28 protein-coding genes are annotated in these 26,989 nt (G+C 36.5%); 17 read left to right on the forward strand and 11 right to left on the reverse strand.

Going from position 1 to position 26,989, the window contains the following annotated elements; genetic code table 11:
• Nucleotides 1-16 precede the first annotated feature (16 nt).
• The 10 genes from B2C77_RS05525 (at nt 17) to B2C77_RS05570 (ending at nt 11,444) form a co-directional block, all read left to right on the forward strand.
• Entirely contained in the window at nt 17-1,318 is a 1,302-nt protein-coding gene (locus B2C77_RS05525; RefSeq protein ID WP_077702743.1) for a Na+/H+ antiporter family protein, read from the forward strand.
• A gap of 167 nt (nt 1,319-1,485) precedes the next feature.
• Complete coding sequence (gene pdaA, locus B2C77_RS05530) at nt 1,486-2,277, forward strand: delta-lactam-biosynthetic de-N-acetylase (RefSeq protein ID WP_077702744.1); 792 nt, start codon at nt 1,486-1,488, stop codon at nt 2,275-2,277.
• 256 nt (nt 2,278-2,533) lie between these two features.
• Entirely contained in the window at nt 2,534-4,111 is a 1,578-nt protein-coding gene (mbcS, locus tag B2C77_RS05535; RefSeq protein ID WP_077702745.1) for an acyl-CoA synthetase MbcS, read from the forward strand.
• Nucleotides 4,112-4,789: 678 nt separating this feature from the next.
• Nucleotides 4,790-6,925: an ATP-dependent Clp protease ATP-binding subunit gene (locus tag B2C77_RS05540; protein ID WP_077702746.1), complete on the forward strand. Its 2,136-nt coding sequence runs from the start codon at nt 4,790-4,792 to the stop codon at nt 6,923-6,925.
• Between the two features lie 331 nt (nt 6,926-7,256).
• On the forward strand, nt 7,257-8,129 hold the full coding sequence (locus tag B2C77_RS05545) for a ComEC/Rec2 family competence protein (RefSeq protein WP_077702747.1): 873 nt from the start codon (nt 7,257-7,259) through the stop codon (nt 8,127-8,129).
• Nucleotides 8,130-8,194: 65 nt separating this feature from the next.
• Nucleotides 8,195-9,040, forward strand: coding sequence for an SPFH domain-containing protein (locus B2C77_RS05550; protein WP_077702748.1), 846 nt, complete (start codon nt 8,195-8,197; stop codon nt 9,038-9,040).
• Nucleotides 9,041-9,056: 16 nt separating this feature from the next.
• Nucleotides 9,057-9,236: a type II toxin-antitoxin system antitoxin gene (locus B2C77_RS05555; protein ID WP_077702749.1), complete on the forward strand. Its 180-nt coding sequence runs from the start codon at nt 9,057-9,059 to the stop codon at nt 9,234-9,236.
• A 282-nt stretch (nt 9,237-9,518) separates the two neighbouring features.
• Nucleotides 9,519-9,887, forward strand: coding sequence for a GntR family transcriptional regulator (locus B2C77_RS05560; protein WP_077702750.1), 369 nt, complete (start codon nt 9,519-9,521; stop codon nt 9,885-9,887).
• Nucleotides 9,884-10,759 (forward strand): ABC transporter ATP-binding protein, encoded by an 876-nt coding sequence (locus B2C77_RS05565; RefSeq protein ID WP_077702751.1) that lies wholly within the window; start codon nt 9,884-9,886, stop codon nt 10,757-10,759. Before B2C77_RS05560 ends, B2C77_RS05565 begins: the two co-directional genes overlap by 4 nt.
• Nucleotides 10,743-11,444 carry a hypothetical protein gene (locus B2C77_RS05570; protein ID WP_077702752.1) on the forward strand — a complete coding sequence of 234 codons (702 nt, stop codon included), beginning with the start codon at nt 10,743-10,745 and terminating at the stop codon, nt 11,442-11,444. The genes B2C77_RS05565 and B2C77_RS05570 overlap by 17 nt, the downstream gene beginning before the upstream one ends.
• A gap of 72 nt (nt 11,445-11,516) precedes the next feature.
• Here B2C77_RS05570 and B2C77_RS05575 read toward each other — a convergent pair whose 3' ends face one another.
• The 6 genes from B2C77_RS05575 to B2C77_RS05600 all read right to left on the reverse strand — a co-directional run bounded on the left by B2C77_RS05575 (nt 11,517) and on the right by B2C77_RS05600 (nt 15,556).
• Nucleotides 11,517-12,296 (reverse strand): ABC transporter permease, encoded by a 780-nt coding sequence (locus tag B2C77_RS05575; protein WP_077702753.1) that lies wholly within the window; start codon nt 12,294-12,296, stop codon nt 11,517-11,519.
• Nucleotides 12,293-13,201, reverse strand: a complete 909-nt coding sequence (locus B2C77_RS05580; protein WP_077702754.1) for an ABC transporter ATP-binding protein — start codon at nt 13,199-13,201, stop codon at nt 12,293-12,295. Before B2C77_RS05580 ends, B2C77_RS05575 begins: the two co-directional genes overlap by 4 nt.
• Nucleotides 13,202-13,405, reverse strand: coding sequence for a PLDc N-terminal domain-containing protein (locus tag B2C77_RS05585; protein WP_077702755.1), 204 nt, complete (start codon nt 13,403-13,405; stop codon nt 13,202-13,204).
• A 14-nt stretch (nt 13,406-13,419) separates the two neighbouring features.
• The gene (locus tag B2C77_RS05590) at nt 13,420-14,514 is read right to left on the reverse strand and encodes a DUF1648 domain-containing protein (protein WP_077702756.1); all 1,095 of its coding nucleotides are present in this window, start codon (nt 14,512-14,514) and stop codon (nt 13,420-13,422) included.
• Complete coding sequence (locus B2C77_RS05595; RefSeq protein ID WP_077702757.1) at nt 14,511-14,906, reverse strand: GntR family transcriptional regulator; 396 nt, start codon at nt 14,904-14,906, stop codon at nt 14,511-14,513. The genes B2C77_RS05590 and B2C77_RS05595 overlap by 4 nt, the downstream gene beginning before the upstream one ends.
• A gap of 236 nt (nt 14,907-15,142) precedes the next feature.
• Nucleotides 15,143-15,556, reverse strand: coding sequence for a helix-turn-helix domain-containing protein (locus B2C77_RS05600; RefSeq protein ID WP_077702758.1), 414 nt, complete (start codon nt 15,554-15,556; stop codon nt 15,143-15,145).
• Between the two features lie 148 nt (nt 15,557-15,704).
• Here B2C77_RS05600 and B2C77_RS05605 point away from each other — a divergent pair, with 148 nt between their 5' ends.
• Nucleotides 15,705-16,013 carry a hypothetical protein gene (locus tag B2C77_RS05605; RefSeq protein ID WP_077702759.1) on the forward strand — a complete coding sequence of 103 codons (309 nt, stop codon included), beginning with the start codon at nt 15,705-15,707 and terminating at the stop codon, nt 16,011-16,013.
• Nucleotides 16,014-16,119: 106 nt separating this feature from the next.
• Here the strand turns inward: B2C77_RS05605 and B2C77_RS05610 are convergent, their stop codons facing one another.
• On the reverse strand, nt 16,120-17,010 hold the full coding sequence (locus B2C77_RS05610; protein WP_077702760.1) for a TIGR01777 family oxidoreductase: 891 nt from the start codon (nt 17,008-17,010) through the stop codon (nt 16,120-16,122).
• 440 nt (nt 17,011-17,450) lie between these two features.
• On the opposite strand from B2C77_RS05610, the gene recX reads away from it, so the two are divergent.
• A complete protein-coding gene (recX, locus tag B2C77_RS05615; protein WP_077702761.1) occupies nt 17,451-18,272 on the forward strand; it encodes a recombination regulator RecX in 822 nt (273 codons plus the stop codon).
• Between the two features lie 145 nt (nt 18,273-18,417).
• On the forward strand, nt 18,418-18,756 hold the full coding sequence (locus tag B2C77_RS05620) for a YfhH family protein (protein ID WP_077702762.1): 339 nt from the start codon (nt 18,418-18,420) through the stop codon (nt 18,754-18,756).
• Between the two features lie 334 nt (nt 18,757-19,090).
• Here B2C77_RS05620 and B2C77_RS05625 read toward each other — a convergent pair whose 3' ends face one another.
• Nucleotides 19,091-20,077, reverse strand: coding sequence for a metal-dependent hydrolase (locus B2C77_RS05625; protein WP_077702763.1), 987 nt, complete (start codon nt 20,075-20,077; stop codon nt 19,091-19,093).
• Between the two features lie 162 nt (nt 20,078-20,239).
• Here B2C77_RS05625 and mutY point away from each other — a divergent pair, with 162 nt between their 5' ends.
• On the forward strand, nt 20,240-21,328 hold the full coding sequence (gene mutY / locus B2C77_RS05630) for an A/G-specific adenine glycosylase (RefSeq protein WP_077702764.1): 1,089 nt from the start codon (nt 20,240-20,242) through the stop codon (nt 21,326-21,328).
• A gap of 140 nt (nt 21,329-21,468) precedes the next feature.
• Here mutY and yfhS read toward each other — a convergent pair whose 3' ends face one another.
• Complete coding sequence (gene yfhS, locus B2C77_RS21585; protein WP_164085468.1) at nt 21,469-21,645, reverse strand: mother cell protein YfhS; 177 nt, start codon at nt 21,643-21,645, stop codon at nt 21,469-21,471.
• 243 nt (nt 21,646-21,888) lie between these two features.
• Between yfhS and B2C77_RS05635 the strand changes: the two genes are divergently transcribed.
• From B2C77_RS05635 to B2C77_RS05645, 3 genes are all read left to right on the forward strand, one after another.
• On the forward strand, nt 21,889-22,068 hold the full coding sequence (locus tag B2C77_RS05635; RefSeq protein WP_073011385.1) for a gamma-type small acid-soluble spore protein: 180 nt from the start codon (nt 21,889-21,891) through the stop codon (nt 22,066-22,068).
• Between the two features lie 321 nt (nt 22,069-22,389).
• Nucleotides 22,390-22,917: a nucleoside tri-diphosphate phosphatase gene (gene ntdP / locus B2C77_RS05640; RefSeq protein WP_077702765.1), complete on the forward strand. Its 528-nt coding sequence runs from the start codon at nt 22,390-22,392 to the stop codon at nt 22,915-22,917.
• Between the two features lie 237 nt (nt 22,918-23,154).
• Nucleotides 23,155-24,918, forward strand: coding sequence for an ABC transporter ATP-binding protein (locus B2C77_RS05645; RefSeq protein WP_077702766.1), 1,764 nt, complete (start codon nt 23,155-23,157; stop codon nt 24,916-24,918).
• A gap of 291 nt (nt 24,919-25,209) precedes the next feature.
• On the opposite strand, the gene B2C77_RS05650 is transcribed toward B2C77_RS05645, so the two are convergent.
• Both B2C77_RS05650 and B2C77_RS05655 read right to left on the reverse strand, forming a co-directional pair.
• Entirely contained in the window at nt 25,210-25,455 is a 246-nt protein-coding gene (locus B2C77_RS05650) for a DNA alkylation repair protein (RefSeq protein WP_077702767.1), read from the reverse strand.
• A 180-nt stretch (nt 25,456-25,635) separates the two neighbouring features.
• Complete coding sequence (locus tag B2C77_RS05655; RefSeq protein ID WP_077702768.1) at nt 25,636-26,931, reverse strand: glutamate-1-semialdehyde 2,1-aminomutase; 1,296 nt, start codon at nt 26,929-26,931, stop codon at nt 25,636-25,638.
• Nucleotides 26,932-26,989 lie beyond the last annotated feature (58 nt).

Below are 26,989 nucleotides of genomic sequence, written 5' to 3' on the forward strand. Positions count from 1 at the left end.
GTGGGGAAGAAATAAAATGGAATGGGTCGTCCTTATATCTGTTCTCATATTAACCATATTAAGTTTGTTACGTGTAAATGTCATTATCGCTATTATTGCAGCTGCGATTAGTGCTGGTTTGATGTCTGGGCTAAATATAAAAGAAGCTGTTGAACTGTTAGTTAGTGGAATGGGTGGTGGTGCCAATACTGCATTAAGTTATATATTATTGGGTGCTTTTGCTGTAACAATTAGCTATACAGGTATTACATCATTATTAGTAACTTACCTTATTCGAATATTATCAGGTAAAAAGACGATGCTTTTACTCGTAATAGCAGCTGTAGCATCACTATCACAAAACGTCATTCCTGTTCACATTGCATTTATTCCAATACTTATCCCACCTTTATTGCCACTATTTGATAAAATGCGATTAGATCGGCGTGCAGTGGCGACGGCATTAACGTTTGGGTTAAAAGCTCCCTATATTCTAATTCCGGCAGGATTTGGCCTCATTTTCCATGAAACGATTGTGGAGAGTATGAAGCAAAATGGGGCGAGTATCACAGTGAACGAAACGGTGTTAGCTATGCTCATTCCAGGTTCAGGGATGATTGTAGGTTTGCTGATCGCTATTTTTATTACGTACCGTAAAGATCGTGTAGTCAATGATGGAATGAAAGAAGAGACATCAAAGGAAGAAACAAAGGCGGTACCATTCAACAAACAACATGTATTTACACTTATAGCAGTTGCTGGTGCTTTAACGGCGCAAATTATAACAGGCAACCTCATTATAGGAGCTCTTACGGGGCTTGTGCTCATGTTTATATTTTTTGTTATTCCTTTTCATAAAGCAGATCAAGTTGTCAGTGAAGGTATCGGCATGATGGGAACAATTGCTTTTGTCATGCTTGTGGCCTCAGGTTTTGGAAATGTATTGACAGAAACAGGTTCCGTAGAAGCGCTTGTAGAAGTATCTTCGGGGTTTTTAGATCAAAATAAGGCCCTTATTGCTTTCATTTTGTTGCTAGTAGGACTTATCGTTACGATTGGGATCGGCTCTTCTTTTGGAACCATTCCTATCTTAGCCGCATTGTATGTTCCCATTTGCTTAGCTGCAGGCTTTTCTCCATTAGCTACAGCTGCATTAATTGGAACGGCAGGTGCACTAGGTGATGCAGGGTCGCCAGCTTCAGATAGTACATTAGGTCCAACTTCAGGATTAAATGCTGACGGCAGACATCACCATATTTGGGACACGGTGGTACCAACTTTTATACACTATAACATTCCCCTATTTATTTTTGGTTGGGTAGCTGCTATTATTTTGTAAACAATCAAATAAAAATACTGTTTGAAATTAAAATTGCTATGACCCGTAGGAAGCTTTTCATCCTACGGGTTGTTCATTTTAGTGTTGCTTCTATTATTGTTTGCGATAATACATAAGAATAAATAGGCTGAAAATGTGCATAGTAAGATCAAAAAAGGTGATTATCCATGAGAAAAAGATTTTCTATATGTGCAGTTTTAGTTATATTGGCTACCTTATATACACCACTTTCATCTTTAGCATCTGGCTATGGATGGGGGTACAGTAAAAACGAAGTGCATAAAATCCCTGATATTGGAAAATATGCAAGCCTGCTTGAAAAATACAATGCGTATTATGCAGATCCATCTGGAGAAAAAAATGTATACGTAACATTTGATAATGGCTACGAACAAGGTTATACAGCTGATATCTTAGATGTATTAAAAAAGCACCAAGTTCCAGCAACTTTTTTTGTTACAGGGCACTACGTAAAAGAAGAACCTGAATTAGTAAAACGTATGGTAAAAGAAGGGCATATTGTCGGTAACCACTCGTATCATCATCCTGATTTTACGATTATGAATAAAAAAAATATACAAGAAGAATTAGAATCATTGGAGGAAGCAGTTGCAGCAATTTCCGATCAAAAAGATATGAAATACTTACGTCCGCCAAGAGGAATGTTTAATAAAGATACATTAGAATGGGCGAATGAATTGGGATATATTCACATCTTTTGGTCGCTTGCCTTTAAAGATTGGGAGACAGATAAGCAAAAAGGGTGGAAATATGCATTTGATCAAGTAAAAGAGCAAATTCATCCAGGTGCGATCATTTTATTACACACTGTTTCCTCCGATAATGCAAAAGCACTTGAAAAAATGATTCGTGCGTTACAAAAACAGGGCTACTCATTTAAAAGCCTTGATGATCTGGTGTTAAGAAATAAACTTCCTGAAGCTATATACGGCTTGTAGTTTTCCCTTACAGTGCAGTAAGAGGGGGCTTTCAACAGAAGGAAGTTGAAGGTCCTCTTCCATTGTTGGAAACCATTATGCTTGTAACAATGGAAGGTGCAGGTGTAAATTACGGGGAGATATAGCAATTGGCAAGCAAAATGAAAGTTTTTGCTTGCCAATCATTTTGAAACTAAAGTCACGTGTACATTTTTATTTAAAATTTTCCTAATATTTGATATGATTAGAAAAAGTATTTAAATGAGGAGTTGATATTTTGAAAAGGGAAGCACTTATTCCGCCAAAAGCTTATAATATTGCCATGGAGATAGAGCGTCACGCCAACAGCAAGAATAAACTAGCACTGATAAAGGAGAATGAATTTGGAGAAACCGATCAGCTTACATATAAGGAGCTAGTAAAGCGAGCTAACCAAATTGGTAACGTTTTCTTAAAAGCTGGCTTAAAAAAAGGTGACAAAATTTTAATTATGGTCAATCGCTCTTTTGAAGCCTATGAAGTATATCTGGCTGCATTGAAAACAGGAATCATTATTATTCCTAGTTCCGAAATGTTAAAAACGAAAGATTTGCAATACCGTGTATCACACGGAGAAATAAGTGGTGTCGTTAGTTTGTATCGTTTCGCAAACCAGTTCGAAGGAATACGTGAATATGATCAGTTACATAAATTTGTTATTGGTGAAGCGGTAGATGGATGGGTATTTTTGGATGAAGAAAAGAAACAAGTTAGTGAGCAATTAGAAATTGTTGATACGAATAGAGAAGATACCGCTTTTTTACCATACACATCAGGTACAACTGGGAATCCAAAAGGGGTTGTCCATAGCCATGCTTGGGGGTACGCTCACTTAAATGCAGCTGCATATAATTGGCTTGCTATCCAAGATGGAGATCGTGTATGGGCGACAGCAGGGCCTGGTTGGCAAAAATGGGTGTGGAGCCCGTTTTTATCCGTTCTTGGAACAGGTGCAACAGGTTTTTTTTACACCGGAAAATTTAACGCTGAAAAACATTTACAATTAATAGATGATTATCAAATAAACATAATATGCAGCACGCCGACAGAATATCGTATGATGGCGAAAGTCGATAGCCTTCCACACTATAATCTAATGTCCCTACATAGCGCTGTATCAGCAGGGGAGCCACTAAACGTTGAAGTAATAGACATATTTAGGCATCATTTTAATATTACTGTACGAGATGGATATGGACAAACGGAGAACACATTATTGCTCGGGTTTACAAAGGATATGCAGGTGAGGCCGGGATCAATGGGAAAGCCTACTCCAGGTAATAATGTAGAGGTAATTGATGAAAATGGTGATCCACTAGGTCCAAATGAAGTCGGAGATATTGCAGTGAGATTAGATAGCCCAGCTTTATTTTCTGAATATTATAAGGATACAGAGCGTACCAGTATGGCTAAACGAGGTTTGTATTATATAACGGGGGATCGTGCCTATAAGGACGAGGATGGCTTTTTCTGGTTTGAAGGAAGAAGTGATGATATTATTATTAGCTCTGGCTATACGATTGGTCCTTTTGAAGTGGAAGATGCGCTTATAAGGCATGCAGCCGTACAAGACTGTGCAGTCGTTGCAAGCCCTGATGAAATAAGAGGAAATGTAGTAAAAGCATTTATTGTTCTTCGGGAAGGATTCCAACCGAGTGATCAGCTAATAGAAGAATTACAAAATCATGTAAAAACGATAACGGGGCCCTATAAGTATCCAAGAAAAGTTGAATTTATGGATGATTTACCAAAAACAACATCTGGTAAGACGAGGAGAGTAGAATTACGTAATAAAGAAAAGATGGTAAATAAATAGAGCTATCAATGTGAGGAGATCAAATAAATGATTCTCCTCTTTTTCTTGTAATAAGAAAGTATAAAATTTGTTGCTTTAAATACCGATTTAACGGAATAGCCACGTTCGGCTCCAGCGCCCAGCAACTAGGCGACTTCACGAATCGCCCTAAGATAAGTCATCATCAGTTCGTGCTAAATAGGAAGGTCGACTAAACAGGGGTATGCCGCCCAACGTCGGCATACCCCTGTTTTAGTGGCATAATTCCTAAAACTTCAGTTGATTCGCTCCACTCGCTATTGCTAATGGGGCTTGCGCCTTTGTTCTGGACTATAGAAAAGTATAAGTTTATAGTATAAACCAAACTGACGGCGTTTTATCTGCATAGAGAATGAATGATAGCCAAGTTTTCTAATAGAGGATTCATACATCTTGTGGATGTTATGATACGTGAGCAAAGACCTTGAAAGTCAAACAAAGTCAAAGTATAATAATAGTCAAAAGGTCAAATAAAGTCAAAGTCATACGAAAACCATTAAAAACAAGCTTAAAACTTCGTATTATAGAAAAAATAAAAAAATAATACAAATCCCTTGAAAGTCAAAGAAGGTCAGAGTATAATATTAATTGAAAGGTCAAAGATAGTCAAAGTCAAACATTGATGAGTATATAGATAAACTTTAAAAGGAGGAGTTCCATATGTTATGTCAAAATTGTAAACAAAATGAAGCAACAGTTAATGTAGCAATGCAATTAAACGATCAACATATGCAAATGCATTTATGCAATGAATGCTTCCGTAAAATGCAAGGCCAAATGATGGATGGTAATAATAACTTTTTTTCTCAATCCCCGTTTAGCAATGCTTATGGGTCATTTGCAGAATCGGGAAATGGCTCACCGAAAATGGGAACACGCACAAGACAACAGACAGGAAATCAAGGAAATGGTCTACTTGATCAGTTAGGTAAAAATCTAACAGATGAAGCAAGGGGTGGAAAGATTGACCCAGTAATCGGACGAGATAATGAAGTGAAACGGGTTATTGAAACATTGAATCGTAGAAATAAAAACAACCCTGTTTTAATTGGTGAACCAGGCGTGGGTAAAACAGCTATTGCAGAAGGTTTAGCTTCAAAGATAGTAGAAGGTGACGTCCCAACCAAATTATTGAATAAAGAGATTTATTTGCTTGATGTAGCATCACTTGTTGCCAATACTGGTGTACGAGGACAATTTGAGGAGCGAATGAAACAATTAATTCAGGAGCTGCAACAACGTCAAGATGTGATTCTATTTGTTGATGAAATTCATTTACTAGTTGGTGCAGGAACAGCAGAAAGCTCACAAATGGATGCTGGCAACATTTTAAAACCAGCGCTTGCTAGAGGAGAGATTCAACTAGTTGGAGCAACGACACTAAAAGAATATCGTCAAATTGAAAAAGATGCAGCATTAGAACGTCGTTTACAACCAATTATCGTTGAAGAACCAACTCCGGAAGAAGCGGTGCAAATATTAAAGGGTATTAAAGATCGTTACGAAAAATTTCATGAGGTACGCTATTCTGATGAAGTTATAGTAGCTTGTGTAAACTTGTCTAAACGCTATATCCAAGATCGCTACTTACCAGATAAAGCAATTGATTTAATGGATGAAGTTGGTTCTAGACTAAATTTAAATAATTCATCTAAAGATTCTGAGTCTATTTATCATCGTTTAGAAGAAGTAAAAAAAGAAAAAGAAGCTGCGGCTGAGCGTGAAGATTATGAACGAGCAGCACACTTACGTTATCAAGAAATTCAGTTACAAAAACAGTTGGAAAAAGCAAAAGGTGAAGAGCAAGATATAGATGTAGATGTGTCTGACATTGAGTTAATTGTCGAAGAAAAAACGGGTATTCCAGTAACGAAACTACAAGCAGATGAACAAGAAAAGATGAAAAATCTTGCTAAACATCTAGGCGAAAAAGTTATTGGACAACAAGAAGCAGTTAATAAAGTAGCTAAAGCAATTCGTCGTAGTAGAGCTGGTTTAAAAGCAAAAGAACGCCCAATCGGTTCGTTCCTATTTGTTGGACCAACTGGAGTAGGTAAAACAGAATTAACAAAAGTGCTAGCTGAAGAATTGTTTGGTACAAGAGATGCGCTTATTCGACTTGACATGAGTGAATACATGGAGAAACATGCTGTATCTAAAATTATTGGTTCACCTCCTGGTTATGTAGGACATGAAGAAGCCGGACAATTAACTGAAAAAGTGCGTCGTAATCCGTATTCCATCGTTTTATTAGATGAGATTGAAAAAGCGCACCCAGATGTACAAAATATGTTCTTACAAATCATGGAGGATGGTCACTTAACAGATTCTCAAGGCAGAACAGTGAGCTTTAAAGATACTGTCATTATTATGACAAGTAATGCGGGAACTGGATTTAAAACAATAAGTGTCGGCTTTAATAAAGATAAGCACGATTCCGTCTCCACGTTGGAAAGACTAAGCGACTATTTCAAACCAGAATTTCTTAACCGTTTTGATGCGATTATTCGCTTCAATGAATTAGAAAAAGAACACCTACTAGAAATTGTTGACTTAATGCTTCAAGAGCTACATGATACAATCGAAGAAAACAATATTTCAATTACTATTACGGACGAAGCAAAAGAAAAGCTTGTTGATGTAGGATTTGATGCAAGATTTGGTGCGCGTCCACTACGAAGAGTGATTCAAGACAAAGTAGAAGACCAGTTAACGGATTTAATACTTGAAAATGAAAATGTAAATCATGTTCAAGTCGACGTTATAAACGACAATATCGTAGTTAAACAAGCTTAAAAATTATAATGAAAAGCTACTGAGCACGAAGAAGTGTTCAGTAGCTTTTTTTTAGGACTATAGGAAAGCAATTTAGATTTTATCGTATAAGAAAAACCATTAAGAGTTGGTGAAAGCCTTCGTTTTTCTAGTGAAAAATCTTATAAGGTAAGTCAATGATGGAAGACCCACTTCATACTTTTGTCTATAAGGAAAACAACCGTTCAATTTACACTAGTCTAAGGGTAACAATAAGTACATCCAAAAAATGACTGTTTGTATCGTTCATAAATACGCCCTGTTTGCAAGAGAATAAACAGTATACTCCAAAATGCAAAGGGTGCAGTTTCTTATGTACAAAAGACAGCATATTTCTATAATAATTCTCACTATATTTATTACTTTTATTCCTTTTCAATCTGTACATAGTGATAATGCTGCAAAGGATATGCAAGTTCATTTTATTAATGTCGGTCAAGGTGACAGTATATATATTCGAACCCCGAGTAGTAAACATATTTTAATCGATGGCGGACCGCCAAAATATGGTAAAAAGGTAGTCAATTACTTAAAGCAGCAAGGTGTAAAAAAATTAGATTTAGTAGTAGCGACACATCCAGACATAGATCATATTGGCGGGCTCGTCACCGTAATGAAGCAATTGGAAATAAAAAAGATGTTAGATTCCGGTAAGCTGCATACAACGAAAAGGTATTCCAAATATATTCAGGAGCTTGTAAAACAGGAAATTCCTATATCAATTGCAAAAATGGACGAAGAAATAGAGCTTGATCCATCATTAAATATTCAAGTACTCAATACGTATCAACCATCTAGGACGAATAATCAATCTTCTATCGTTTTACAAGTATCGTATAAACAAGTTGATTTTTTATTTATGGGGGATGTAGAAATGAAACAAGAAAAAGATATTCGAAAAAAAGTCGATGCATCAGTCGAAATATTGAAAGTCGCACATCATGGATCGAAAACAAGTTCCTCGCTCTCGTTTTTGCAATCCATCCAGCCGAATATAGCTATTTTAACGTATCACAAGAATAACCGTTATGGGCATCCAGTTGAAAGAGTGATTCATCATTTATATAAAGTAGGAGCTTCCATATATTCAACTGGAGCGTTAGGGCATCTAGTAATTCGTACAGATGGGACAACCTATATGGTCGAGCCGGAAAAAGAACCTTATGATGCTTTATATGCCAGTTAATTATTTACAAAAATATACAAAAGTGATATCATTATAATATAAAAATGATAGGTAGGTGCAGGCACATGAAGGAGAAACCAGCTTGGACGTTTAATGGGTATGCGGGAGTTTTAATTATTGCATTTTTGTTGGCGGGTACGGTATTTAGCTTTTTAGAACAACAATTTATTATTGGAATTCTTTGTGTCATCGTAGCTGTTACTTTAGGAAGTGGAATTACTTTAATCCAGCCAAACCAGTCTGCAGTTGTCATGTTTTTAGGGAAGTACATGGGAAGTATTCGGAAGGAAGGAATTGTGATAACAGTCCCTTTCTCTGTTCGAAAAATGATTTCGCTTCGTGTGCGAAATTTTAATAGTAATCGCTTAAAGGTTAATGATGTTAACGGAAATCCAATTGAGATTGCTGCGGTTATTGTTTTCAAAGTCATTGATAGTGCAAAAGCCGTATTTGATGTGGATCAGTATGAACAATTTGTAGAAATTCAAAGCGAGACGGCAATTCGTGCGGTAGCTACCAAATATCCTTATGATTCTTTTTCAGACGCGGAACTATCCCTTCGTGGAAATGCGGAAGAGGTATCGAATGAACTGCGTGTTGAATTACAAGAGCGTTTGAAGGTAGCAGGTGTAGAAGTAATTGAAACACGGTTAACCCATTTAGCTTATTCTACGGAAATCGCTCAAGCAATGCTCCAACGTCAACAAGCAAGTGCGATTATTGCAGCAAGAAAACAAATTGTGGAAGGAGCCGTAGGGATGGTGCAGGATGCCATTACGCAATTAGAGCAAGACGGCGCAGTAGAACTTGATGATGAGCGTCGTGTGGCCATGGCCAATAATTTACTCGTATCCATTGTTGCTGATCAAGGCACGCAACCTGTTATAAACACAGGATCCCTATACCAGTAATAAAAAGAGGGGTTTTATGGCAAAAAAGAAAAGCTTTCCGTTACGGATTGACCCAAAGTTGTATGAGATATTGCAAGTTTGGGCTAAAGATGAATTTCGCAGTGTAAATAGTCATGTAGAATTTCTGTTACGAGAAGCAATTAAAAAAGCGGGTAGACTACCAAAAAGTGATGATAAAAAAATAGGGGAAGATTAGTTGTAAAGCTTGCAAGAAGCCAAGATGGCATTCTGCAAGCTTTTTTGTATTTATTTTATGTAATGAGTCACATTCCAGATAAACTTTTCCATAGTTATCCCGAACATATAGCTTGTGTGTTTATAAAACAATCATTGTATAAAAAATAGCAAAAGTGTTTGATAAATAGCGCTCTGAAAATATGTCGAGAAAAACTTGATACATATGCTAAAAAAGGTTGACGAGTGAGCTGTTTTGTTATATGGTTAGTTACATAAGTAATTAACCAATGAAGGTGATGAGATGAAGCCTAAATTAGATGAAAGCAAACCGATCTTCTTGCAAATTAAAGAGCAGTTGGAAGATTCGATTATAACTGGTGCTTTAAATCCTGGCGAACGAGTACCATCGACAAATGAATTTGCCAGTTACTATAAGATAAATCCGGCAACGGCTGCAAAAGGAATTAATGAACTCGTTGATGAGTCCATTTTGTATAAGCGAAGGGGTGTAGGTATGTTTGTAACGGATGATGCAAAGCAATTATTAATTGATAAGCGAAAGCAATCCTTTTACAAAAATTATGTATTACCGTTAAAAAGTGAAGCAAAGAAACTGCATATTAGTCAATCAGAGTTGGAAAAAATGGTAGAAAGGTTGGATGAAGAATGAAAATTGAAGTTCGCCAGTTGACAAAGCAGTATAAGAACAAGTTTGCTTTAAACCATGTTTCCTTCACCTTAGAAGAACCGAAAATTTACGGATTGTTAGGAAGAAATGGCGCTGGAAAAACAACGTTTATGGATATGCTAGCGGGAAATATTTTGCCAACAAAGGGCGATATTTTCGTGAATGGAGAGAGACCTTTTGATAATCGACATGTACAGGAAAATGTTTGTTTGATTAAAGAAGGAAATAACTTCAAAAAAGAGTGGAAAGTGATAGAGGTAATTCGACTTTATTCATTTTTCTATCCAAAGTTTGATCAACAGTTAGCGAAACAGTTATTAAAAACATATAACTTGAATCCAAATGCAAAAGTAAAGACACTCTCCAAAGGAATGGAATCCGCACTCGGTATAACAGTTGGATTAGCTAGCAAGACGCCAATTACGATCTTTGATGAGCCTTATATTGGGTTGGACGCTGCAGCGCGAAAACAATTTTATGATGTCATGTTACAAGAGTATGAAAATGAAAAACGAATGATTATTTTTTCCACGCACTTAATTGATGAAGTGAGTCTTATGTTTGAAGAAGTGCTTATATTACAACAAGGGAAATTGGTATTGCAAAAATCCGCAGAAGCATTACGCCAGCAAACGATTTCTGTAACCGGACGACAAGAACAAGTACAGACGTTTATAAAAAATAAACAATTAATTAGTAAGAAGGAATTTATGGGTACGATGACAGCTTATGTATTTGCAGATAGGCAAGAAGCAAAAGAAGAAGGGCTGGAAGTCGAAAGTATTTCAACGCAAGACTTAATGATACAGTTAACAGAAAAAGAAAGAGAGGATCGCCATGAAGCAATCAGTTAAAGGGATAATTTATTTTTTGTTAGTCGAAATACGTAGGTCATTAATCATTTTTTGGACCATTTTATTTACTATTTTACTTGTTTCACTCGCTTTTTCTTATTGGCTATCACAAATAGAAGAAGGCCCTTTTACTTTTAGTTTAACAGGTCCTATCTATGTGTTCTTTAGTGTTTGGGGATTTATTTGTATTAAAGAAATTATTCCTTTTTCTATTAAGCTTGGCGCTACTCGGAAGCAAATATGGAGTACCATCGGTCTATTTTTTCTTAGTTTAGCAATGATCAAAGCCGTATTTGTTCAATTTTTACGAGAAGCGATATGGATATTCAACGATTGGGTTGGCATTGATGTTTTTAGGTTTTTGCACCCTGTTCATTTTCTTACCGATAACTGGTATAGCCGTATGGTCATAGATGTTGCTATTTTTTCCTTTCTCTTTGTAATATCCTATATTATTGGCTCTGTATTCTATAAGTACGGGCTCATTGGCGGTGGAGGTTTGTTAGGGTTTATTTTACTTGTTTTACTAATGACAATTGCCACAGGGGACTTTGCTCCATTTGTACGAGAAATGATAGCGAATATGAGTCTTACTTTTTATATACAATTGTTTGCAGTGAGCGTAGTGCTTTACCTGTGTTCTTTCTTACTCATCCGTCGAATGACAACGATAAAAGTCCAATAATCTTTAATCTTTAGCTTACCCTATCCACATGCTTTGTTAGTTTGAAGCAAATGGATAGGGTAACGATTTATTTTATTGGTTTCGACGAATAAAAGTCCGGTTAAAACGATAGAAGGATGCTAGTAGTATAAGCGCAATGAGCACGATACTTATAATCGTTGTATACATCAATTCAGAAGATACGTCGCCGGTAACAAGGAGTTCTTGAATATACACGGATAAATTAGTTGGACTCCATGCTAAACGGGTTCCTAGTAAGCTTGTTACAAGACTGATAACAGCTGTTGTCCCAATGGTTGCAAAAGCGACTATGCCAGGTGATTGTGTTACCGTATTAAAGAAAATGGAAACGGTGCAAACAAGCAGCAACCATAGCCCGTAGTAAAAAATGACAGCGAGCAACATAGAGAAAGTGATTTCCCCATAAAGTATGTTCGTATAATACCAGCTCGCCGTCATACCAATAATAAAAGCAGCGAAGACGAGTAAAAGGAGGGAAAGCCACTTCGCAAGCACAAATTTGGTATATGACACAGGTTTGACAAGGACAAGCTCTATAACTCCGCTTTTTCGCTCACCACTAATGATACCCATGGATAAGAGGACAATAACTAGAACACCTAACGTAGAATATTGGCTTACACTCATCATGATTGCATCAGCTGGTGAAAACGTAGGTAACTCAATTACTGCACCATCTCCTAAACCACCAACCGATTCTAATATTTCTGGAAGGTAATAATTCGTTATCGGGTCCATAATAGCTAATAGAATAAAAACGAGCGGTACCCATATCCACTTTTTATTACGCCAATTTTCCAAAACTTCTTTTTTAAAAAGTACTTTCATCATATATTGTTCACCGCCTTCATAAACATCTCTTCTAGTGTAGCTTGCTCAAGTTTAAATGCCAATAAAGGCCACTTTTCATCCACGGCTTGTTGCAATATTTCTTGTCTTGCTGTTTCTATATTATTAGCAATCACTTGTACGGTGTCTTTTTCTAGTAATGTGCTTTTAACATGATGAAGAGCTGCTACTTTCTTTTGATAAAATGCTTGATTTTCCGAGAATTGTAACGTTATTTTTGTCGTTTGATATTTTTGACGTAAGTCCTTCATTTTTCCTGATTCAATCATTTCTCCCTTACGTAATAAAATTAATTCATCACTAATTTCATCCGCATCACTTAAAATATGGGTGGAGAATAATACGGTCATTTCTGTTTTTAGCTGATCCAGTAACGTAAGCACTTCTCTACGTCCGATCGGATCAAGGGATGATACAGGTTCGTCGAGCATGAGTAGCTTCGGTTGATGGATAATGGCTTGGGCAATGCCGAGACGTTGCTTCATACCACCTGAATAATTGCCAATTCGTTTGTTTTTTGCTTCAGCAATCCCTGTTATATCAAGTAGTTCCGCACTTCTTTTACGTGATGCGGTCTTGGTTAGACCACCCAGCTGTCCGCTATAGACGAGAAATTCACTTCCTGTCATCCATGAATAAAATACAGGATGCTGTGGTAAGTAACCAATAAGCGTTCGCCTATCGATACTTTTATGCTTGTCAAAAATGATTTCCCCAGACGTAGGTTGTAAGAGACCAGCAATCATTTGCAGTGTCGTCGTTTTTCCGGCACCATTTGGACCAATTAATGCAATACATTGATGTGGAGTGAATTGGTATGCCAAATCTTGTACCGCATATGTGTTGTTAAACTGCTTTGATAAATGAGAAATAGTTAAAATCGTCATTTATTGGTGTCTCCTTCCGAATAGAAAATATAAAATAGGACCAATTATATTAAGAAAAATGATGATAATGAGCCATAACCATTTAGGACCATTTGTATTTTTGACTTTTGCCCAATCAATGAGTGCAACAATCACTAATATAAGTTGAATAATGATAATCGGTGCTACGATAGCCCAGTTAATAGAATGTAAGATATCTTCCATTACCCATCTCTCCTTTAACGAGTTAGCAAAATAATACTGAGCGTAAGCAGTGAAAATGCGAATAGTATTCCCCAAGATTTAGGGTTTGCCCAATTAAACGCCCAACCAATTCCAAAACGTTTTTCTAAAAAAATCGACGGATCCTGTTTATTAACATAAAATACGCCTAGTTTCCAATAGCGGTCATTGTCACGATCAATGATTTTATCGTTTCCCTCATCCGCTATTTTTACCCTACTACCACCTTGACCAGTAGAAAAGGCTAAATAGATAACGCCAACTAACAGAAGCCCATGAATAATGACAGATGTGACAGTAAATACATGGTTACCTTTAGGGAGAAGCAAAATAAATTGTGCTACAGAGAGCCATATCGTGAGCAATATACTGCTAGCGATCATATACAGTGACCACCGTCTCCGAAAAATGACATTTTGTTGTAAAGATCTATCTGGATTTTCCGAACTAATTTGTTGCTTTACCTTTCCAATGAGAATATTGACTGCGAAGAATAAACCTATTAGAAATAGCTGGGTTAACGGTAAAGCGAATACGGATAAATAAGATTTGGATACAAAATTTGTCGCTTCACCAAGAAAATCAAAGTTAGTCGGCAATTGATCTGGAAATTGGTCATACCATATATATGTTAGTGTGGTGGTGATTAGGAAAATTAGAAATGGTATGATAAACCATTTATTAGAGAACTTTAGTTGCTGCGTACGAAACTTTGTGTGAACCATTACTTTTTCTGTTTTATCGTCCCACCATGTAGCGGCTTTTTTCCGTTGCTTCATTATCCTGTGAAAATAAAGATAAATAAAGAATTCAATGATCATATAGCCAAAAATGAGAAAGGTGAGAAATACGCCTCCTCTTTTATCTTCCATGATCGATTCGGGCGAAACTAATACAATTCCAAACACAACGATGCTTACAACTACTGTAAGTAAAGCGTATTTTCTTCGTAATTGTTTCATTTCTGAGGTTGCATATATTTCTTCAGGGATGGACACACCAAAGCTTTCTGTTTTCCTAGTCAAATAAGGTATGAAAATGAAAAAAAGTGCTAGTGGAATAAATGTGATAGCTAAACTAAAAGTGTTCATAGCTGGTCGCCTCCTTTCATAAGGTTATCGAAAATACGTTCGCAAATTTCCGAAAATTCTTCCTGCTTTAAATCACGGCAAATGCTCTCAGCTATGAGTGGTCGTAAATTCTTTTCTAACGCCATTTTGCAAGCTTCTGTCGCCTTTGGGATGCCGTCTGGATGAATCATAACTCCTTTCTGGCGATGAATTTGTAAAAACCCTTCCTGTTTTAATTGTTGGTAGGCTTTATTAACAGTATGTAAGTTAATGCCGATATCAGCAGCTAGTGACCGAACAGATGGTAAAGCATCACCTGGAAGTAGCTCTTTCTTTGCAATTCCTTCAATAATTTGTCTCATCAATTGTAAGTAAATGGGATCTTCGGATTCAAAATCTAGTTCAATAAACACACTATATAAACTCCTTTTTTTGTTCTATCTGTTATACTTATAATATAACAAATAGATAAAAATAGCAATGTTTGTTTTATTTTTCTTGAAAATTTGCTTAACAGTAACTATGTAAAATGGATAGCACTTTATGCCTTTTACAATAATAAAAAAACTATCTTGCCTGGTGAACGCCCTTTTTTATCGTAAAAAAAGAGTCGGAATAAAGTAATCTTTATTCCGACTCCATGTGCGAGTTATAATTGCTTATATTGTTGAATGATAGCTCCTAGCAATTCGTGTATAGAATGTTGCTTTTTAGGAGTGAGTTGTTTTAATTGAAATAATCTTTCTTTAATTTCTGGAAATGTCATTACATATTCCATTATTTCTACAGCCTCATCGTCAAATGATTGATCAGAAGTTTGAAAGACGTGCTTTAGTTCAGCAATCACATTTTCATGAAATGTGTTATTGCCTGCTAAATAGTCAATGGATACATGAAAAAGATCTGAAAGTTTCATTAGCGAAGAAATATCTGGGGTAACATGGCTGTTTTCCCATTTGGCTATGACAGAGCGTGAAAGCTGAAGCTTATCTGCTAATTGCTGCTGAGTCCAACCTTGTTGCTCTCGTAAACGTTTGATGTTGTATGCAATTTGTATGTTCATGGACTATCACACTCAATTGGTTAAAATTAGAAAAGATTCTATAGTAATTTCCATCCTACCATGATTCTTAAAAGAAAATGGGAAATCATTGTTCTTATTTTGAACATATTGTAAAATGTTCCTATAAAGAATAAAGAGGAGGAAACACATGATCTGCTGTCTAAAGATTTATCACCCAACAGTTACGACTTTAACCAAATGTAAGATGTTACGATTTATGTTTAAAGATTATCCACTTCAAATTGAAGTGATATCAAAAAATGCTGTACTTATATATGTATGGGATGTACCAAAAAAGGAGGTTTGGCAAGCTTTTATTAACTTTGAAAGTACGAATGTAATTACTGGATATGGATTTAGTGAGGAAAAAGCGGAAGCAAGACTGATAGCAGAAGCAATGGTAATTAAGTTGTTATCCATGCGAAACAAGAGACAAAAGCATCCACTTGTTTTTTAAAATTGATGAAGGTTTCAATACATCTAATAAATAAACTGGCAGCTTAAGGTATTATATTGCAAAACTGCCAGTTCATTTTTTCATAACTTTGCTATCCCGCACAGATTTATTTGTGGTGAAGATGGTGTAGTGCTTCCTGCAGATAAGGGAAAGAGAACGTAAATGAATGATCTAGTGCTTTTTGGGGGATAACGTACTGACCTTTAGTTATTAAGCCCGCCATTTCGCCAAGTGCCGTGTACATAAATATGGAAGGAACAGGAAGCCAATAGGGTCGATTTAACACTTTTGCTAATATCTGCATAAATGTTTTGTTTTGCTTTGGGTGTGGTGCAGTTACATTTACAGGTCCAGATATAGCTTTATTTTCGATACAAAAAACGATTAATTTCACAGCATCTTCAATATGAATCCATGATATCCATTGTTCCCCGGAGCCAATTTTGCCTCCTACACCTAGTTGGACAGGGAATCGCATCATTGGTAAAGCCCCACCGTTTCCTAGAACAACACCAAAACGAGTAAGTACTGTGCGAATATTGTATTTCTCAGCTTGTTTAGCGACGTTTTCCCATTTCGTTGTAACCTTTGCTAGAAAGTCATCACCAGGAGTAGTCGTGTTTTCGGAAAACATCAGGTCATTGGAAGTTCCGTAATATCCTACAGCAGAACCACTAATGAATACATCTGGCTTATTTGGCAATTTTTCCATAAATGCTAGTGTTTTTTCGGTTGTTTGAATTCTGCTGGATAAAATGGATTCTTTCTTTGTTTTTGTCCAATAACCAAATAAAGATTCACCAGCAAGGTTAATCACACTTTTAATAGGCGGCAATTGTTCATTAGGATAGTCATAACCAATGAAAGTTTGTTTATTTGTATCTGTATGTTCTTGGGGGGAGCGTGTCAACACATATACATGATAATCACGCTCACATAAATAGTCCGTTAATGCTTGGCCAATAAATCCAGTTCCTCCTGTTATTAGTACATTCATGTTTTCTCCTCCTTCATATTCAATATGTAAATCTTAAGTTAATGTCAGTTTCCCCAATATGTGCTATTCCATGTTTCTCATCGGCAGAGCGCATTCAAAGGTGCTATCATTTTGTGAATTTTATTTGCTCATAAGATGTAGCGGCAAGGGGTTTTGGGTCTAAGTTAGTATAAGTTTTCTTTATAAAGACTTGCAATCATGAAACGGCTACATTACATTTCAACTTATATCTAATTATAAACGATACAAAAAAGCTAGAGTAGCAAAAGGTGCTATCCACAAAGTACGGCGAAAAGATGATCTGTACTCGAAAATGTAACAATGCTACAGTGGAGAACGAAAATTTGTTAGCATGTAAAAAAAAGCCTTCCTTAATAAAATAGAATAACTTTTTCATTCCGCTCCATTTTGGTATGATGAAAAAAAGGAGAGAGAGTGGAATGTCAAAAATCACTCGTATTACAACACAGAAAAAAATGCATCAACGATATAATATTTTTTTGACTGATGATAATAAAGGGGAACGCTACGGTTTTAGTGTAGACGAATCTGTATTGATTCATTTTCAGTTACGAAAAGGCATGGAAATATCAGATTCCATGATGGACGCCATCAAAAGAAGTGATAGCATGTACCAATCTTATACCCTTGCTATTCGATATTTAAGCTTCCGCATGCGAACAAAAAAAGAAATAGAGGACTACTTAACAAAAAAAGAAGTAGATCAAGCTCATATAGTAAGCGTGATGGACAAGTTGGTAGAAGAGCAACTTCTTAATGATCATCAGTTTGCTGACATGTTTGTACGATCACGAATAAATACATCCACAAAAGGCCCGGCAATCATTAAGCAGGAATTGTTGAAAAAAGGAGTAGAGGAAAACATTGCAGATAATGCGTTAAAGCAATTCTCATATGCCATTCAATATGATAAAGTGAAAAAATTGGTGGAGAAAAAACAACAACAGAAAAAAACAGAGTCATATAAAAAGCGACTACAAAAAATGCAAACTTTTTTACAACAAAAAGGTTATGATAAAAGTGTAGTCCAAACAGTGGTGCAGGAACTTCCATCATCCATTGATAGGAATGCCGAATGGGATGCTATTATCCATCATGGAGAAAAATTAAAGAAAAAGCATGCAATGAAAAGAACAGGGTTTGAGTTGAGGCAGAAAATAACAGAAGGATTGTATAGAAAAGGTTTTTCTTTTGAACTTATTCAGCAGTATTTAGAAAGACATGTGGATGATAAAGAGTAATAGTGATAGGGCTGTTAGGTTTCTTTTCTGTTTGTTGATTGGTAAAATTAAAGAGGATTTAGTTTCTATCGCTGTAGGAAATAAGAATTTTCCTAAGATAAACATGTAATAAAAATGCAAATGGGGAGAAGGATGGGAAACAAAAATGAACAATAATTATCGCTATAGTGACTATTCTATTGAGCAATTGCGTCAGGAAATAGGCAGGTTAAAAGAAAAAGCGCAAAAAGCAGAACAGCTAGGAAATATTTCTGAGGTGGCAGTTAATGAGCGTAAAATGCAGGTTGCTTTAGCTTATACAATAAATCCAGATGACTTTACAGCAAATGAGACGTATGAATTTACAACAGATCAAGGATGGAACTTCAAGGTGGACTATATAAATGGTGTGTTTGCTTGGGGGCACAGAGTTAATCTATTAGGAGAGGTACTAGAAAAACAGGAAGCAATTCCGATATCTTTGTTAGGGAAACGTATAGAATAAATCCGTTGTTTTCAAGTTGTTATAGTTTTTTTAATCTACAGGTGGTGCAGGGCTTGCCTTATGTGCATGCTAATGGTATGATATAAAGTCTAAAATTGCCTAACCAAAGAAAACAGCAGGGGTTAGCCTGCTGTTTTACATCGGAAGAAAAGAAAGTGTAGAATTTGATTTAACGGAATAGCCACGTCCGGCTCCAGCGCCCAGCAACTAGGCGACTTCACGAAATCGCCTTACGATAAGTCATCATCGGTTCGTTCCTCACCGTGATTCCTAAAACTTTAGTTGATTCGTTCCACTCGCTACGTTGCTAACCGGGCGCTTGCGCCTTTGTTCTTTAAATGGGACTTTCTTCTACATAAAGTTTATGCTGAAGTTTCTTTTCTGAAAAGATCCATCCTGTGTAAGAACTTGTAATGTGCATCGAATCATCTATTTGCACAACGGCAACAAATGGATAATGCCCCTTGGAGCGATAGCGTAAGTCGATAAATCGCACTTCCGTATAATCTTTATATTCGTTAATTTCCCATCGGTATACGGGAGAAAATGAAAGGAACGCAGCAATATTTTTATCAGTCTTGGCCACTTTCATCAGCTCTGTATCTGGGAGCGGTACTCTTGTAAACTCATCAATAATTTCAATGTGATTGTTATCAACGACACCAACATAGAACCTATCCTTTGTCGTTATAGCGACACGCCAATAATTTTGTTTAATCGTTGGTGATGTAGCAATCTGCTCCACGTCGGAAAAATAGCTGTTGATTTTTTTTACGATGAATCGTTTATCCATGTAACGTTTGATGTAATAAAGTACAATAACGCTATAGATAACAGCCCATATAAATGCAGGGTTTGCTCCCAACGCCCAAGCAGCAATGCCGGCAATATGCAAGAAAAATATATATGGATCGAACGTATTAATAAAACCATAAGCTACCCATCGATTAGAGAAGGGCCGATATGCTTGTGTTCCATAGGCATTAAAAATATCCACTAACACATGGATTATTACGGCTATAGCAGTCCATAGCCAAATATGAAAGAAACTCTTTTCTGGTATAAACAAATGGATCATACTTGCAATTAAAATTCCCCACATAAGAACTGCTGGAATAGAATGTGTAATTCCACGATGATGGCGTATATAGGTAGCATTATTTTTTAATTTTAAAACGGTATCAAAATCTGGTGCATGGGAACCTACAATTGTTCCTACTAGAACAGCATTGAATAAAGCTGGGTCATTGCTTATAACAGGATCAATTGTAGCTAATCCCCCAAGCGCAACTCCCATTACAATATGGGTACCAGTATCCATAATGTTTTTTCCTCCTTAAGCTGCGTTTATAGTTGTATATTCCTACTGCAGTAATAGGTATGTTCAAAAGCTTACGTATGTTTTTGCGAACTCTGAACACGCACTATAAAGGACAGGAAATATTTAATGATGTTTTTATTGTACCATATAGGAAGTGATTTTATGAATGATGAAAAACTACAATCTATTGACATTTTAACATTTCGACGTGATTTACTAAGCTGGTATAAGGAAAATAAACGCGATTTACCTTGGCGCCAAGATCAGAATCCTTACCGAGTATGGGTCTCTGAAGTAATGCTACAACAAACAAAAGTAGATACGGTTATTCCGTATTTTAATCGTTTTATGGCTAAATTCCCAACTGTAGAAGCATTAGCACAAGCGGATGAGCAAGAAGTGTTAAAGGAATGGGAAGGGCTTGGCTATTACTCTAGAGCGCGAAATTTGCAAAATGCGGTGAAAGAGGTAGCAACGAAGTACAATGGAAGGGTGCCAGATGATGCGGAGGAACTAGGTGTATTAAAAGGGGTAGGTCCGTATACAAAGGGAGCGATTTTATCCATTGCTTATAATCAGCCAGAGCCAGCTGTAGATGGAAATGTCATGCGTGTTTTATCCCGAGTATTAAAAATTGAAAGTGATATTACGCAACAACGGACGAAAAAACTATTTGAAGCCTATGTACGCAAGCTCATTGATCCACAAGACCCCTCATCGTTTAATCAAGCTGTCATGGAATTAGGGGCTTTAATATGTACACCTAAATCTCCAGCTTGTTTATTATGTCCGGTTCAAGCGCATTGCCAAGCTTTTGTTGCAGGTATGGAAGAACAGTTGCCCGTAAAAAAGAAAGCAAAAAAACAAAAGAATATTGCTTATGTTGTGTTGTTAGCAGTTGATGACCAAGATAATTATGTAATTGAAAAGCGAAAAGAAGCTGGTTTGTTAGCTAATTTGTGGCAATTTCCTATGGTTCCTATAAAAGAAGTAGAGTGGGTTCATTTAGAAAATTGGGTTTATAATGAATATGGATTAGAAATAACGCTAGGGGAAAAACAAAGTAAGTTAAAGCATGTTTTTTCACATTTAATATGGCATTTAGAAGTATATGAAGCAAAATTAATTAAAAAATTAAGCAAAAGTAACAGGTTACAGTTAGTTAATAAACAGGATTTAACAAATTACCCTTTTCCTGTACCACATCAAAAAATTAGGAATAGTTTATATGAAAAGGAACAAAATATGTAACAGGAACACAAGGCAAATTGTTGCCTTGTGTTTTTTATACTATAGGAAAGCATAAATTTTTAGGACTTATAGTATAAGCAAAACGACGGCGTTCTATCGTTATAAAGATTTTGGCGATAGCCATCGTTTTTCTAAATGTTTTAATTTTTTCTCGCTTGCATCTCTTTATTAATTTCATGCAGGATGCTTAGTCCTTCTGGGTTTATATATGGCAAAAGCTGTGACAAAGCGTGTTGGAAATAATCTAATTCATTCTTATCCCAATCTTGTTTACTGATCATGGAAAGTTCTGTGAAATCACGTCTGTTTTCTTCCATAATTCACCCTCCAGTAAGTCCATAGCAATTTCTATTCTCTCTTCAAACGTATTCAGTTATAGGATAAAGCTATTTAGAAAGCCAACTATAGCGCCTATAATAATCCCTCGTTCTTAATATGCGTATTTAACAAAATTATATTCGTTTATGGAATAAATAACCAAAAAACCATTATTTTACTACAAAAATAATGGATAACTTCATGTGTTGTCGGACAAATTAATTATTGCGGAGGTGATATTGATGGCTAAAAAGCAACAACCAAACCAAACTTCTACTGGTACAAACATTCAAAAGGTTAAGCAACAGAATCAACAAGCCGCTCAAGGGCAAGGTCAGTACGGTACAGAATATGGTGCTGAACAAACAAATGCTCAAGAAGTAAGAAAGCAAAACCAAAAATCTCAACAAAACAAAAAGTAACGATTTATAGCCTCAATTATGCCAAGGACTATACCAAAAGCTGTGTTAGAGCTTTTGGTATAGTCCGATTTTTGTTTTGCTATAGGAAGTATAATTTTTTAGTATTTATAGTATAAGAAAAACTACAGCTTCTGAAATAAGACTTGGTGACGAGCAAAGTTTTCTAATTTGCATTCTTAGTAGGGTGGGTATATTTTTCAAATGGAAACAGGCAAGATGTTTGCATATTGAAAATGAATTACTTTATATTTCTCTCCATTACTATTATAATAATATGCATGATTCGTTATGGAGGTTTTTTGTAAAGGAAAGGGAGATTGAATGGTTGCTCCGATCCCAGGAACTAATATACAAATACAAAGTTATAAGCATAATGGACGGTTGCATCGTATATGGACAAACAGTCTTGTTTTAAAAGGGACAGAGACCGTTGTTATCGGAGCAAATGACCGAACAGAGGTAAAAGAAAGTGATGGTAGGTCATGGTTTACGAGAGAACCAGCTATTTGTTATTTTCATGCTGCGCATTGGTTTAACGTCATCGGTATGCTTCGAACAGACGGTATTTATTACTATTGTAATATCAGCTCTCCATTTCTATATGAGCATCGTGCAATTAAATATATTGATTATGACTTAGATGTAAAAGTTTATCCAGATATGACATATACTTTATTAGATGAAGACGAGTATGAACTACATCGACAACAAATGAAATACCCAAGTAAACTTGATTATATCTTACATCACCAATTGAATATTCTTGTAAGGTGGGTGAGACAAAGATATGGTCCTTTTTCACCAGGGTTTGTCGATGAATGGTATGAGCGATACTTAACATATCGATAAAGCAAAAGGAGAACGAAAATAGAATGATTATACCTTGTTACAAATGAGTAGCAAGGCTTTTCTTTGCAATGTAGGAAAGTAAAAAGTCTATAGTATAAGAAAAACTACAGCTTTAGCCATAAGACCTGGCGAGCGACAAGCCAGGTGATTCTAGTGTTGGCTTAATGCTGCAATTGCATCGTGTATTTAAACGGACAACTGCTCTTACTTTATTTTTTCGTAAAGGACGTATTCGAAATGAATTCAATGAAGCAATATATGTATTTTGTAAAACCTTATAAATGGAAGATATTTTGGACGGTTATAGTCGGAATTGTAAAATTTGGCATTCCGTTATTAATGCCTTTAATCCTCAAATTTGTAATTGATAACATTATTGGTAATGAAGTACTGAGTCAAACGGAAAAGACAACCCAACTCATTTGGTTGATGGGAACGGCTTTTATCATTTTCTTTGTTTTACGACCACCTATTGAATATATTCGACAATATTTAGCTCAGTGGGTTGGAAATAAGGTGCTTTTTGATATTCGAGACCGTTTATTTGACCATTTACAGCATTTAAGTTTGAGATTCTATTCCAAAACAAAAACAGGCGAAATTATTTCCCGGGTAATACATGATGTCGAACAAACAAAAACGTTTGTCATTACAGGTCTAATGAATATTTGGTTGGACCTGATAACGATACTGATTGCTATCGGAATTATGTTGTCGATGGATATCGAATTAACCATTGTAGCTATTATTCTATTTCCTTTGTTTGGCTTTTCTATTAAATATTTTTATGGAAGACTGCGGCAACTCACTCGTAAACGCTCACAAGCGCTTGCAGAAGTTCAAGGACATTTACATGAACGCGTGCAAGGCATGCCGGTAACGAGAAGCTTTGCATTGGAAGATTATGAACAAGAACAATTCGCTAAAAGAAATAATAATTTTTTGAACAGAGCACTGGAGCATACAAATTGGAATGCTAAAACTTTTGCAGTAACGAATACAATTACAGATGTAGCACCTTTATTAGTAATCGCGTATGCGGGCTATCAAGTTATTCATGGTCATTTAACAATGGGAACAATGGTCGCTTTTGTCGGATATATGGAACGGGTGTATAGTCCGTTAAGAAGATTAATTAATTCTTCGACAACACTTGTGCAATCGATCGCTTCCATCGACCGCGTTTTTGAGTTAATGAATGAGAAATATGATATTACAGATCGACCTCATGCGGCGGAATTAGATAACCTACGTGGTGAAGTAACTTTTGAGGATGTTTATTTTCAATATGAGGATGAAGAACAGGCTGTGTTAAGGGATGTTTCCCTTCATGTGAAAGAAGGAGAAACCATTGCTCTTGTCGGTATGAGTGGCGGAGGAAAATCAACGTTTGTAAGTCTTATACCACGTTTTTATGATGCTACGAGTGGAGCAATAAAGGTAGATGGAATCGATGTTAGAGATGTGAAGGTGCGTTCACTACGAGATCAAATTGGAATGGTGCTGCAAGACAACACCCTGTTTAGCGAATCAATCGCAATGAATATTCGCATGGGAAACCCTCATGCTACGGATGAAGAAGTGGTGAAAGCAGCTAAAGCGGCAAATGCTCATGAATTTATTCAGCAGTTACCATATGGCTATGATACGCTTGTTGGTGAACGAGGTGTGAAATTATCAGGGGGACAGAAACAGCGAATTGCCATTGCACGTGTTTTCTTAAAGAATCCACCAATGCTTATATTTGATGAAGCAACATCCGCTCTTGATTTAGAAAGTGAGCATACGATTCAAGAGGCAATGGAAAAATTAGCTTCTAACCGAACAACGTTTATTGTTGCGCATCGATTAGCCACAATCACGCATGCGGATCGTATTGTCGTAATGGAAGATGGAAAAATTAAAGAAATTGGAACGCATTATGAACTGATGTATAAACAAGGAATATATTATAATTTGTACCAAGTGCAACACCTAGACACTACTGTTGAACAAGGTTAAGCAAAGAAGCATACGTGATAGCCTTAAAAAATTGGAAATTAGATGATGATTCGCACAATGCGTGTTATGAAGGTTATAGGAAAGTATAAGATTTTTTTGTTCATAGTATAAGAAAACTGTATGAAAGTTTTACATGATCGGGGCGAGTAGATTACCGCCCCGTAGCTTTTGTTCCACTATAGGAAGTATAAAAATATGACGCTAAGCTCTGTTTTTCTAACAATTTTTACATGTTCACTTCCTTCTTAAAGTGAACATGCGAGTATATAAAGTCTAAATAGATTCTGGTTATCAAGACTTGTATTGCGCGTATTGAATGAAAGTTGTTTCATCTTCAATGACGCCACAAGCTGCACACTGGATTTTAAATTTAGGCCCTTGATACATGATATGAAAGGTTTCCACTTGATTTGTTTCATATGTCTCGACTATTTCTCCCGTTTGTGCATCCATCTTCATAGGGTTTGCTACTTGATCAATTTTGTTAAATCTCGTCTTATTTGTTTTGCAATTGGGACAACAATATGGCGCTTGCATTATGATCCTCCTTCTGTTCTTTTTCCTATTATTCTAATAGAGAGGTTATTTTATGCATACGTAAAAGGACTGCTTGTAACTTTACAAACAGTCCTTGCTTACTATATAGGGAACCATCAAGCTGTATAAATGAGATTCGTTTCGGTATCACAAGCGATAAGCTAACTTATCTTACGTGGCTTATTTCGTTTGCATGTGTTGAAATGTTTTCTCTACAGCCGCGATTGTTTCCTCAATATCTTTTTCCGTATGTGCAATGGTTAAGAACCAAGCTTCATATTTTGATGGGGCTAGGTTAATTCCTTGGCGAAGCATGAGGCGGAAAAATGTTGCAAAGCTTTCTCCATCGCTAGCCTCAGCTTGCTCATAATTGGTAATCTCGCCATCACCAAAATATACGGTAAGGGCTCCGCAAAGTCGATTGACCGAAATGGAAATACCGTATTTGTCAGCTTTCTCTAAAATTCCCGTTTCCAACTTTTCACCAAGCTGATCAAGCTTTTCGTAAAGGCCATCTTCTTGTAGTACTTCTAGACATGCTATTCCAGCTGCCATGGAAGCTGGATTTCCAGCCATCGTTCCCGCTTGGTAAGCAGGGCCAAGCGGAGCTACTTGTTCCATGATCTGTTTTTTACCGCCATATGCACCAATTGGTAGACCACCACCAATGATTTTACCCATAGCTGTCATATCAGGTTCAATACCATATATTTGCTGAGAGCTTCCATATGTAAAGCGAAATGCAGTAATTACTTCGTCATAAATAACGAGGGCTCCAGCATTGTGTGTAAGGTCGTTGACAGCTTGGAGAAAGCCTTCCTTAGGCTCTACAATCCCAAAATTTCCAACGATAGGTTCAACAAGCACAGCTGCTATTTGGCCTTTCCAAATATCTAAAGCATGTTTCAACGCTTCTATGTTATTAAAAGGAACCGTAATAACATCTTGGGCTACGGATTCCGGGATACCTGCTGAATCAGGTGTACCGAGCGTTGCTGGACCAGAGCCCGCTTCTACGAGGACAGAATCAAAATGTCCATGGTAACAGCCAGCAAACTTAATAATTTTTGTTCGGTTAGTATAAGCTCTTGCAACACGAACAGTGGTCATTACGGCTTCTGTACCTGAGTTGACAAAACGCACTTTTTCCAACGAAGGAATGGCTTGCTTCAGCATTTTAGCAAACTGGTTCTCTAATTTTGTTGGTGTACCATATAACACACCATTCGTAGCAGCGTGTGTAATCGCTTTGGCAATATGTGGGTGCGCATGCCCTGTAATAATTGGCCCGTAAGCCCCTAAATAATCAATATATTTATTACCGTCGACATCCCAAAAATAAGCGCCTTCCCCTTTTTCCATGTAAACGGGTGCGCCGCCTCCAACTGCTTTATAAGCACGTGATGGTGAATTAACACCTCCCACAATATGCTTCAATGCTTCCTGATGAAGTGCTTCTGATGTTGAAAAATTCATAATTATTTTCCTCCTAGGTTACATGAATCCATGTAATTGTATACCAATTACCTAAATA

This window comes from Virgibacillus dokdonensis (assembly GCF_900166595.1).
Lineage (GTDB): Bacteria > Bacillota > Bacilli > Bacillales > Amphibacillaceae > Virgibacillus > Virgibacillus dokdonensis.